An 11,991-nucleotide genomic window follows, 5' to 3' on the forward strand; every position below is an offset into this window, starting at 1 on the left:
CATCGACATCTACGTAAATTGCATCTAAGTTATTCATGCCCTTGCCTTGGTAATCTTATGTTTCTTGGTCGAAAGATCTGATCACCGCAAGGGCATTTAGTTCCATTTCTTATGCGCAGCTCAGGTTACTTATGTGATCATTTATTAAATCACTTATGCTCTAGCTCTAAAAGCGCAGCGTCTCTTAATCTCTTTGTGAATAATTGGCTTAACTTGTTTTTCACCACCGAGGGCACAGAGGCGCTTAGCGCTACACAGAGAAAATACGGGGGTTAATTGGTCACTTATCACTGGTGACATAATCACTTTTGAACAGAACCAATGCGCGCCTACAAAGTTAAATTTTACGCTGACGTGGATGTGGTGCGTAGGCGCGATTTTATATCGCGCTTGTAGATACAAGGGGCGAAGCTTGCTCACGTTAGAAGCGTAGCTTCTCATTACTTATAAATTATCACCGTAAAGCCCAGCTTTTGAACGCCAACAAGTTGCGCGTCTACAAGGTGAATTTTACACTGGCGTGGATGTGGTGTTTAGGCGCGATTTTATATCGCGCTTGTAGACGATGAGCTTGCTCACGTTAGAAGCGCAGCTTCTCATAACTTAATAAATTAACAGCGTAAAAGCCCTGCTTTTAAATAAAAGCAGGGCGAGTAAAAACCCTTCAACAGTATTTTTATTAGGTACTTCAGTGATATGATTTAAACATATATGACAGAAAGGATGTCGCATGATTTTAAAAGATAAATCTCTATCAACTTCCAATTACGCTAAGATCAAAGCGGGTCAAAAACAAGAGCTAGACGTAGCATTTTACTTACGCCGCGCATTTAAAGACCACTCTCAAGTATTTGTGTTTAACGATGTAAAGTTTAAACACAACGGCGAAACCGCACAGATAGACCACCTAGTTGTTTACACCTACGGATTTATTCTTATTGAATCAAAAAGTATTACCGGTGAAGTTGCAATAAACCAACATCAAGAGTGGAGTCGCAGTTACCGTGGGCAATGGCAAGGCATGCCGTCACCAATCAAACAAGTTGAGCTACAATTGGCATTACTAAAAAGTTTAGTAATAGACAATGCTCCTCAACTCCTGCCAAAAATTTTTGGTAAAATACAACAAAATTTTGGTGGCCGTGAATGGCATAGCATCTGTGCAATATCGAGTAATGCCATAATTAATCGAGATAACACACCAAAAACGCTTGAAGAGCGTCTCGTAAAGTCTGAATTTATAGCTGATAAACTTTTAGACATAATGAAGCTACCTGCCTCAACACCAAATGCCCTGCACTTTTTTTCGACCAATACTCGTTCTTGGTTTAGTGAAGAAAGCCTAGCTAGGATCTGTGAGTTTCTTTTAGAGCAAAATATATCGCCTAACTTACAAGAGCCTTCATATGTGTCTGCGGATATAAGCGAGTCAAAATCTGTTTACGATGAGGCTTTAATAACATCTGAGCAAACCATTACTACACAAGCAAAACCTAAAGAAGCTCTAATCAAAGATATAATATTAACGTGTAAGCAATGTAAAAGTTCGATCAACTTACAGCCTCTTTCTGGACGTTATGGCTACTTTGTAAAATGCGGCAATTGCAGTGCAAATACGCCAATGAAAATGCCATGCCCTGAGTGCTCGAGTAGTAATACGAAAACAGGTAAGCGTAGAGAAAGTTACTCTTTAGTATGCAAAGATTGTGAGATAAGTACGCCAATTAAGCTTTAACGTTTGTAGGTGCGATTCTACATCGCGCTTGCTCGTTAGTAACTGGCTTATAATCCTCAAACAGCGAAAAGGCCTATGCGCTGTATTGTGTTTCATACAATACTAGCAGCAAAATATTTTACACTTTCTTAGTGTAAAATATTTTTGTATTGACTACTTAATTAAAAATCATTAGCCTTTTTAAACAATTAAAAAGTAAGGATACTTATCATGGCTCTAGAAATTAGAATCTGCTTGGATGCAGTCACTGCAGAAGTAGTAAAATGTAAAACAGACAAGGAAGATACATTTTCTAAAGATAATAATCACATAAAAAGTGATGTGATTACCTCTGGTACACCATATATCTGGCGCAAAGAGTACTCTCAACTCTCAGATAACCCTACCTCAGAACAAAAAAATATACTCAGACAATTTTCGCTACTACCTGCTCAATCAAAAAGAAATATTGCAGGTATGTTACGTGATTTTGGGAGTGAAACCTTGCTTGCAATTTCTGACTTTCAAGCTCAAGTGATACCATTTTTAGAAAGTAACACACATGCTATTGTTGGTTCAGGTGCCACATCAATAGAAGCTCGCAGTTCAAAATTTGTTGATTTAGCGATTAAATATGAAGCATCTTTAAAAGACATTCGAGCCGCACATAAATCAGGTATGCCTAAATACCACATGGTTGCTTTAGAGCAAAAAGCACTTGCTATATTTAAAGACTTGCAAGTTAAATACCAAGCTGAATTACAGCGTTTTATGAATACTAACCGTGCAAGTCGAAGAGGTACTGTTTGGTCTAACCCTGACCGTGGTGTTCATATAGCCAAAAGTGCCAGACATTCATCTAAACTTGATATAAATAGTACTGCTGAATTAAACAAAATAAAACGCCTCGAAAATAATGCTCGTTGGCTAGGTTATGGGATGATTGCCTTCGATGCTGTTGTGCGAGGAGTTTCTGTTTATAGTGATTATAAAAATGGTGGTGACTGGCATAGAAGTATATCAGCTGAAATGGCTGGTTTTGGAGTTTCAACTTTAGCGGGAATTTATACTGCTACAGCTACAACAACAGCCTTATCGACAATTTTAATGCTAACTCCTTACGGTTGGGTCGTAGCTGTAGGAATAGGCTTACTTGTTGGTTTTGGAGCTAGCTTATATGTTAATGAAAAAGCAAAAAAGATTACTGAGAATTTATATGATAGACAACCTCTAACAAAAGAACTTTTCTAATGCCCATACTAGAAATACTATTATACAGCACTATCTTTTTCTTTTTTTATCTTATGATAATGGCTGTTTTATTCCCGCGAGTTTCAATTAAATACATTGATAATAAAATGATACTAGATGGAATAAGCTCCCCAAGCTGGGATAAAGGAATCGGTGCAAGCGCGCCATTTTACGCTATGGCTATTTTTTTTAAAAGGGCACGAAAACCAACTCCACTATTTGATGGCAGCCATGTTGCAAAGTATGCAAGACCAATAGACAAGTTTTTAGCTTTTTTGCACCTTATTTCTACTACAGGCTTTTTGTTGAGTCTATTTTCTATGATGATTTTAGAGGCTTTTTTTTACTAGGCCGACAAATTACTTATACATGTCGCATTAGCGATGGCAATCAAGGGACGGATATCGCCCCTTGGAACCCCACGGCGATGGGTGGGTCATTTCGTTAAGTGTAGGGCTATATGTTGGTTTTGCAGCGAGTAATGAAATGAGCAAATTTATGAAACAAACCTCTGAAAACATATACGACAGAAAACCTATATTTGAAGGGGTATTTTAGATGCCCGCAGCTCATTTTGCGGGGTATTCTCTTATCATCTTTATGATAGGTATTTTGCCTCTGGCATATTGTTTTCAAGAATTTCTGTTAAACATATTAATAAAAATATGGAAAAGGATGGTGTACTTCCCCCAAACTGGGATAAAGGTATTGGCGCTAGTGTTTCATTTTATGTATTTGCGATGTTTTTTGAACGCTCTCGTATACCAACTCCGATGTTTGATGGTCGTTTTGTAGCCAAATATGCACGTCCCGTTGATAAAACAATAGGCATGATCCACTTAATTTCAGTTACAGGGATGATGCTGTGTCTGTGTATTGTTTCTTATTTTTCAAAGTAGTCACGTATTCAGTTACACTCGCCTGACCCAAAAAGCGCAGCTTTTAAACGCCAACAAGTTGCGCGTCTACAAGGTTATATCAAAATGCTCTGTTAGAACTCGACGTAGGCGCGAAGCTTGCTCGCGCTCTGTATTTTTAGTTCCTTATATCGCGTTGGCAACGGCAACCAAGGGGCGCATAGCGCCGAACGCCCATTGGAACCCTTCGACGCCCCGCAACTTCACTTATCTTCAAATACAAAATTAATATGAACGTAAACGCGATGAACGCACAACTTTCACATCCATGTACGCTCTCCAGTTCGGGTTTCCCTACCCTCTCGTTCAAAACTACGTTTTTCGCCCATATGCAAGCATCGCTTTACTCGCATTGCCTAAAGGGATTTAGGTACTTGGAATTTGTCGGGAACAAAATTCCGCCATGCGAGGTAATTACTCATTAATTATGTGTTTGCAGGCGAAGTCGAAGGGGGAAATATTTGAGCTACAGCCTTAAAATTTGCAGTAGGCGCGAAGCTTGCTCGCGCGAAAAGCGTAGCTTTTAAAATAATTTACAAATATTGCGTTGGCGATGGCAACCAAAGAGAAGTAACCGCCGTGTATTCGCCGTCCATGGCGAAGTCACGGCTTCGCTTGCTTCCATGCAATCAATTACTCATCAATTGAGTCTCTTCGGGCAAAATGACGGGGTGGATTGTCTTAACAGCGGCCTTTAAATTTGTTGTTGGTATTACCGTTAGGTATATTAAAATTATTTTAAAGGTTTGAGTAACTTTGATGGATACTAACTCTTCGCCAAAGCTAAGTTTTCTAAAATATCGCGCTTTCATAAAAAACCTTAAACATGGTAAATCACTACCAACTGCCATTTATTTACATAAAAGTTCATTACAAGAAGCGCTAGCACCTGAATTATTAAGCTTTATAACAAATACAATAAACAGGCTTGATGTACAGCAAACTTGGAACATAATTAAGCTTTACAAGCGGGATTTAAAATTTACCTTACTTAACTACCCTGACTTTGGTGAATACGCTTACCCCGCACTCCATACCAGTTATACAATTGACGCCGATGAGCTAACAATAAAAACAACAAACTACAGTAGCTCAAATAATCCGCCTATTTTGCACCGCAAAGAAACCTTTGTACTACCAAGTTACCCGCTCTACCAAACATTTAAAGATATTACCGACGAAGGTGAGCGAATAGGCCTGTACCAAAACACCAAGAGTATTGGTTTTAAACAGCAATGGGAAAACTTAATAAAGCGCAAAGGCTTTAAACTTGATGAGCAAGGTCGATTACACAAAGTAGCTGAGTTACCAGAGCTTATAGTTGAAAATGAACCACAAACAATAAAGCGACATTTAACAGCTATAAATCGTGATAGGCTCTCTGCGCCTTTTCAAAAACTAGCAAAGTACGGTTATTTAAATGGTGATTACTCAATACTCGATTACGGCTGCGGCCTAGCCGATGACGCAACAGAACTAGAAGCACACGGGTTAAATATTAACGCATGGGACCCAGTACACAGGCCTAATGGAAATAAACAAAAAAGTGATATTGTTAATTTGGGCTTTGTACTCAATGTCATTGAAGATCAACAAGAGCGAAAAGACACGTTAAAAGCAGCCTATCAGTACACACAAAAACTCCTTTTAGTATCAGTAATGCTTGCCAACGAAACGAAGCAAGAACACTTCAAACAATATAAAGACGGCGTAATCACTAAATGGAACACCTTTCAAAAATACTATAGCCAAGCCCAAATAAGAGCCTACATAGAGCAAACCTTAAACGTTAAAACAATGGCGTTGGGGCAAGGCATAATTGCTATTTTTAAATGCCCGCAATTAGAAGAGGCACATCATTTAGAGCTGCAATTTCAAAATTATAATTGGCAACATATAACCCAAAGGCCGCAGCCAAAAGCTTTACCCAAAGCCCAGCAAAAAACCTTGTTTGAAAAACACCAAACTCTGCTTGATGATTTTTGGCAACATTGCCTGCACTTAGGCCGTTTACCTGCAAACGATGAGTTTGAACAAAGCGCAACATTGCGTAAATACTTTGCCAGCCACAACAAAGCATTTAGCTTGCTGCAAAATTACTATGAACAAAATGAATTTGAGCAAGCGAAACAAAAACGAAAACATGATTTACTGGTTTATTTTGCACTTAGCCTATTTGGTAAACGTCAAGCTAAAAGCCACATGCCTGCAAGGCTGACGCGAGATTTAAAAGTACATTTTAGTGACTATAACCAAGCATTAGAGCAAGCAAAGCAACTGCTATTCTCAATTGCAGAGCCTGCTAATATTGGCAATTCCTGTTACCAAGCCTTTGAGCAAATTCAGCTCGGTGAGTTACACGACAACCACTCGTATATATTACCCACTCGTTACTTAAACCAACTCCCCGCAATACTGCGTGTTTACATAGGCTGTGCGGTGCAATTGTATGGCGATATTGACGACGTAGATTTAGTAAAAATACATATGCACTCAGGCAAAGTGACATTTTTAAAATACGATGACTTTAATAAAAAGCTGCCGCTACTCACTGAGCGAATAAAAGTAAAAATGCTAGAGCAAGATATAGACTATTTTTACTACGGCGAGGTTTACCCCTACCAGCCCTTTTATAACAAAGTAGATTATTTACAAAAAGACAGTAGCGAATACAAAAGCCAACAACGGTTTGATAAAAAATTAGCCGATATGCTCAAAGGCGTAGCCAAAGCAGAGTGGCCCAACTGGCCTATTTTACTCAAGGTGTTTGACTATTGGGCTGTAGAGTTGAAGGGAGATAAATTTTTTAAGAAATAAAATTACTATTCATAACAAGGAACTATGTTTCCACGTATCGACATTGCGATAAATAAAACAATAAAAACTGTATTTATCACGTAAGGTACGTAATAATATTACGTACCTTACGTGATGAGATTAAACTATGAGCAACCTTGAAAGCAATTATTGCTACAGCTTCCCCGCAGTTCGTGGCCAACAGGCTGGCAAACCATTTTATATAGCAACCTGCCCTTTAAGGCTCATACCTAAAATATTCATGTATGATGAAGAAGAAGTCCCCGTTGAGCTTAGAGCTCAGCGTACTCTCAATAAAGGCCGCATACCAGAAATGGCTCGTTACCTAGTTGAGTCACCACACGATTATGTATTTTCAGCTATTACCGCCTCAATTGGTGCTGAGATCGATTTTATTGAAGTAGATAAAAACAGCAATATTGGCAGCTTAAAAGTACCAATGGATGCACAAATTTTAATAAACGATGGGCAACACCGTCGCGCAGCTATTGAAGAGGCTATAAAAGAGCGCCCAGAGCTCAGTCAAGACAACATAGCCGTATTATTTTTTGTCGACGAAGGCTTACAACGTAGCCAACAAATGTTTGCCGATTTAAATAAATACGCAGTGCGCCCTAGCCCATCGCTTGGCACCATGTACGATCACCGCGATCAAGCATCTGAACTTGCTCGTTATTTAGCTTTAAATACAAAACCTTTTGCAGGATTTACTGAATTTGAACGCTCTACAATTGCCGTTAAAAGTAGTAAACTGTTTACCCTTAGTGGCATTAAACAAGCAAACCGCGTTTTACTTGGTAAAGGGACTAAGGAAGGCTTTAATGAAGACGAAAGGCAAATTGCTGCAAAGTACTGGGAAGCACTAAATATTTATATGCCAGAATGGATACAAGTACAAAACAAACAGCTTTCGGCTGCAGAATTTCGACAAGAGTATATTTCGGCTCATGGTATTGGCCTCCAGGCACTTGCGCTAGTTGGTAAAAGCTTACTAACTCTGAGCGAATCAGAAAAACAAAAAAAGCTTAAGTTAATTGCCAACATCAACTGGCTTAAAAGTAATCCTGCTTGGGCTCATAGAGCAATGCAACATGGCAGGCTTTCAAAGGCTATGAGCAATATTTTCCTTACCAGCATGCAAATAAAACGTGAAATTGGCCTCCCTCTTTCGAAAGAAGATGTACAAAAAGAGAATGAATACTTAAACGCATGAAATTATTAAACCAGTACGATCTAGAAGACTACATCGAATTTATCGAAAATGAATCGTTTGCAGGTAGCCAACTACATAACTTTGTAGCCGACACCCAACGAGTATACATGGCTGACAAACGCCCATGGGTATTAGGTTACAGTGGCGGTAAAGATTCATCTGCCGTAATGACCCTAATTTACTTTGCATTACTTGGTTTAAAACCAGAAGACCGCCACAAGCCCGTTTTTGTAGTCGCGTCCGACACCTTAGTTGAAACACCTATGGTGGTTGATCACGTCGATAAATCACTAAAACTAATTGAAGAAGGTGCAAAGCGCGAAGGCCTACCAATTACTTCACATAAAGTAGTGCCAAAATCCAATAATACGTTTTGGGCTAACTTACTTGGTAAAGGGTACCCTGCGCCAACGCGTAACTTTCGCTGGTGTACAGAGCGAATGAAAATCGACCCTGTAAGTACCTTTATTAAAGAGCGCGTAAGCGAATACGACGAAGTAATTGTTGTATTAGGTTCTCGCTCACAAGAAAGCGCATCGCGTGCGCAAGTAATTAAAAAACACAAAATTGATGGTTCAGACTTAGCCGTACACACCACTTTAAGCAACGCCTTTATTTACACGCCAATTGATACATGGAGTGTTGACGATGTGTGGAAAATTCTACGCCTGTGTCACTTAAAAACCGAAGAAACGCCATACGGCACTAAAAACAAATGGTTTGATAAATACGACCTAGAATGGGAAAACCCATGGGGCGGTAAAAACCTTGTGTTATGGAACCTATACAAAGACTCATCAGGCCAAGGCGAGTGCCCAATGGTTATAGATGAAACTACGCCTTCGTGTGGTAACTCTCGTTTTGGTTGTTGGACATGTACCGTAGTAACTCGCGACCGCGCAATGGAAAGCCTCATTCAAAACGGCGAGCAGTGGATGACACCACTGCTTAAGTACCGCAATATTTTATCGCGTAGTACATCGCCTAAGCTTAAAAAGAAATACCGTAACCATATTCGTCGCGATGGCCGCTTAGCGTTTAAAACCCTAAAAGAAGACAAAGAGCGCGTATTAACAGACGACTATACAACAGGCCCTTACAAATTAAAGTATCGCCAGCATGCCATGCGTTTACTGCTTAATATACAAAAGCAATTTAACGACCAAGGCCGTGATGTAGAGTTAATTACCGTTGATGAATTACACGCAGTAAGGCACGAATGGTTAAACGACCCCAACGAGCCAGATTGGGACGATACCCTACCCGGTATTGTATTTGATGCGCTAGGCATAAAGCTCGACTGGACAATAGACGACTCAAACCAATTTAGCCTAACCGAAGGTCAATTACTTAACGACATTGCACCTAAGCATGGCGTATCGCCGCAAATGGTTAAAAAGCTAATAGACGTTGAAACCCAAATGAGCGGCCTTGCTCGCCGTACGGGTATTTTTAATCGTATTGGCCGCTTAATTCAGCAAGATTGGGAAAGCGCCGAAGTTATTATTGCCTCTAATTTAGATATTCGTCAGAGCCAAATGCGCCAAAGTAACGAAGTAAAAGCGCTAGAAGACGACCTAAAACAAATTAATGCATTGCTCAAAGCTGAGGGCATAGAATGATTTTTAAAACACTGACCCTAAATAACTTTCGAGTTTTTAACGGCCAAACCACTATAGACTTAGACCCGCGTAAAGGAGGCATGTTTGAGCGCCCTATTATTTTATTTGGTGGCTTAAACGGTGCGGGTAAAACCTCTATTCTTACTGCAATTCGTTTAGCGTTATTAGGTAAGCGTGCGTTGGGTGCTGTAATCACTAAAAAAGATTACCTAAGTTACTTAAACGAGCAAACTAATAAAACGGCAACCAAAGCCCAGCAAAATGCCGAAGGCAGTATAACGCTAAGCTTTTCGCATACTCATCAAGGCAAACATAACCTTTACGAAGTAACCCGTAAATGGCAGTTTGAAGGCGATGAAAAGTTAACGCTCACTATTAATGGCGAGCAAGATACCTCATTAAATTCAGAGCAAGTACAAGCGTTTTTGCATGAAATAGTACCGCCAGGTATTGGCGATTTATTCTTTTTTGATGGCGAAAAAATAGCAGAGCTAGCAGAGGATGATACCGGCTCTTACTTAAAAGAGGCCGTACAAAAACTGCTAGGTATCGATATTATAAACCGCCTAAGCAACGACCTTGATATTTACTTAAAAGGCCTAGGCGCAGAAACCGCCGATAAAGACACGCTTAAAAAAATTAAAGCGGCAGAAGAGCAAAAAAAGCAAATTACCAAGCAAGTCAATGCCACAAGAGATAAAGCCGATAGCATTGGCGCACAATTAACAGAGCTTAAAAACAAAATAGCCACTAAAGAGCACGAAATACAAGCTCAAGGTGGCGCATGGGCTAAAACCAAAGATCAAGAGCAAGCAAAAGCCTTAGAGTTGATTGAGCTTGAAAAAGAGCTAACAGCTAAAATACGCCAAGAGCTAAGCGGCAGCCTACCAATGGCACTTGCGCCAACAGCTATGCAAAACTTAATTGAGCAGCTAACCAGCGATCAACAAATTAAACAAGCTAAAGCTTTTGGCAACGAGCTAGTACAAGCGTTACCAAACCTTGAAAGCGCGCTGAATCAAAAGTTTGATGACCAAAGCAGCGATATAATGGCAACGGTAAATAGCTATTTTGGTCAGCTGGTAAATCAAACCGCCCTTGCCGAGCCAAAGCTTGATATTTCAGACTCTGAATTTGCGCTTATAAACGCACAAGTAACTGAGGCTTCGCAGTCGCAAGCGTTAATAAAAGAGCTATCAACAACGCTTTCTCAAACGCAAAATAAATTAAGCTCACTTTCAATTAATATTGAGCGTGCCCCTGATGCTGCCGACTTACATGAGCTATATACATCGCTGCGCGAACTTGAAAAACAACGTGATACAACAAGCAAAGAGTACATAAGCGAACTATTAAAAGCTAAAGAGTTTAAAGCTAAAGAGTTAGAGCTGGCAAAACGCTTAGAGAAAGACTACGCCAAACTTAAAAACAACCACTCAGCCGATAAAGCCGTTGAGCGTGTAGAGCTTAGCCAATATGTATTGCAAGACTTTAAACACGCCCTTACAGAGCTGCGTGTAACGCAATTAGAAGAGCTATTTGTAAAAGCATACCGTAAGCTCGCCCGGAAAGAAGATTTAAAGCTCTCGGCTAAAATAGACCCAACCAGCTTTGACGTAAACCTAGTCGATGCCGAAGGCGTTATTATTAACCGTAAATCTATGTCTGCAGGCGAAAAGCAAATATTTGCTTTCGCTATTTTAGAAGCGCTCGGCAAGCTTTCGGGTAAAGTATTGCCAGTAGTGGTAGATACGCCACTGGGCCGTTTAGATTCAAAACACCGCGATAAACTTATTAAGCACTACTTCCCAGAGGCCAGCGAGCAAGTAATACTGCTTTCAACCGACACCGAAGTAGACGAAGATTTTTACCAAGCCATTGAGCATAAAGTGTCTCACGCGTTCGAGATTGAATTTAACCAACTTACTAATTGTTCAACCCTGAGAGAAGGTTACTTTTGGGCAGAGCTAGCACAGGAGGCCATATAACATGCTCCCACAAACTATGTGGCTTAACAAAGCCGTTGAAGAACAGCTCCAAACCCTTAAAGGCAAAACAGGCGTTACACCAAATGTAGCAGCCCGAATTGCATTTTTTCGTTCTATTGAAAAGGGGTTTATGTTCAATAAAGAAAAAGACTACAAACTCTCTGGTAGCCTTAAACTCGATAAGTTTACCTGGTTAGGTAAAACTCAAATGGTAACTGAATTACTACTTAAACAGCGCTACCCTGAGTATTCTGATAAAGAATTACAAGCAGCATGGGCAGCACATGTTGAGGACGGAATTGCTGCGATTAGAAACTATACAAATCTATTAAATTTAACAAGTTTTGTTTAAGCAATAAATGCCTAAATTACATGATTCATTCTGATAGCTAGATTAAAGTGTTAGTTATAGCCATTAAATTGTTTGATTAGTTGAGCAGCGCATAAATAATATTATGAGCTGCTTCAA

At 39.8% G+C, this 11,991-nt stretch carries 9 protein-coding genes; all 9 read left to right on the forward strand.

What is annotated here, in order from left to right; genetic code table 11:
* Positions 1 to 730 precede the first annotated feature (730 nt).
* Entirely contained in the window at positions 731 to 1,735 is a 1,005-nt protein-coding gene (locus tag PSH41_RS04905) for a nuclease-related domain-containing protein (protein ID WP_273588601.1), read from the forward strand.
* 210 nt (positions 1,736 to 1,945) lie between these two features.
* On the forward strand, positions 1,946 to 2,965 hold the full coding sequence (locus PSH41_RS04910; protein WP_273588600.1) for a hypothetical protein: 1,020 nt from the start codon (positions 1,946 to 1,948) through the stop codon (positions 2,963 to 2,965).
* Positions 2,965 to 3,315: a hypothetical protein gene (locus PSH41_RS04915; RefSeq protein ID WP_138578931.1), complete on the forward strand. Its 351-nt coding sequence runs from the start codon at positions 2,965 to 2,967 to the stop codon at positions 3,313 to 3,315. Before PSH41_RS04910 ends, PSH41_RS04915 begins: the two co-directional genes overlap by 1 nt.
* Before the next feature lie 276 nt (positions 3,316 to 3,591).
* Positions 3,592 to 3,864 (forward strand): hypothetical protein, encoded by a 273-nt coding sequence (locus PSH41_RS04920; protein WP_273605085.1) that lies wholly within the window; start codon positions 3,592 to 3,594, stop codon positions 3,862 to 3,864.
* Positions 3,865 to 4,641: 777 nt separating this feature from the next.
* Positions 4,642 to 6,699, forward strand: coding sequence for a DNA phosphorothioation-associated putative methyltransferase (locus PSH41_RS04925; RefSeq protein ID WP_273588598.1), 2,058 nt, complete (start codon positions 4,642 to 4,644; stop codon positions 6,697 to 6,699).
* Between the two features lie 127 nt (positions 6,700 to 6,826).
* Positions 6,827 to 7,912, forward strand: a complete 1,086-nt coding sequence (gene dndB, locus PSH41_RS04930) for a DNA sulfur modification protein DndB (protein ID WP_058550467.1) — start codon at positions 6,827 to 6,829, stop codon at positions 7,910 to 7,912.
* Positions 7,909 to 9,534 carry a DNA phosphorothioation system sulfurtransferase DndC gene (locus tag PSH41_RS04935; protein ID WP_273588597.1) on the forward strand — a complete coding sequence of 542 codons (1,626 nt, stop codon included), beginning with the start codon at positions 7,909 to 7,911 and terminating at the stop codon, positions 9,532 to 9,534. Before dndB ends, PSH41_RS04935 begins: the two co-directional genes overlap by 4 nt.
* Positions 9,531 to 11,522 carry a DNA sulfur modification protein DndD gene (gene dndD / locus PSH41_RS04940; RefSeq protein WP_273588596.1) on the forward strand — a complete coding sequence of 664 codons (1,992 nt, stop codon included), beginning with the start codon at positions 9,531 to 9,533 and terminating at the stop codon, positions 11,520 to 11,522. The genes PSH41_RS04935 and dndD overlap by 4 nt, the downstream gene beginning before the upstream one ends.
* Position 11,523: 1 nt before the next feature.
* Positions 11,524 to 11,874, forward strand: a complete 351-nt coding sequence (dndE, locus tag PSH41_RS04945) for a DNA sulfur modification protein DndE (protein WP_273588595.1) — start codon at positions 11,524 to 11,526, stop codon at positions 11,872 to 11,874.
* The last annotated feature ends 117 nt before the right edge of the window (positions 11,875 to 11,991 follow it).

Source organism: Pseudoalteromonas sp. CST2 (assembly GCF_028599385.1).
In the GTDB taxonomy this organism is placed as follows: Bacteria; Pseudomonadota; Gammaproteobacteria; order Enterobacterales; family Alteromonadaceae; genus Pseudoalteromonas; species Pseudoalteromonas atlantica.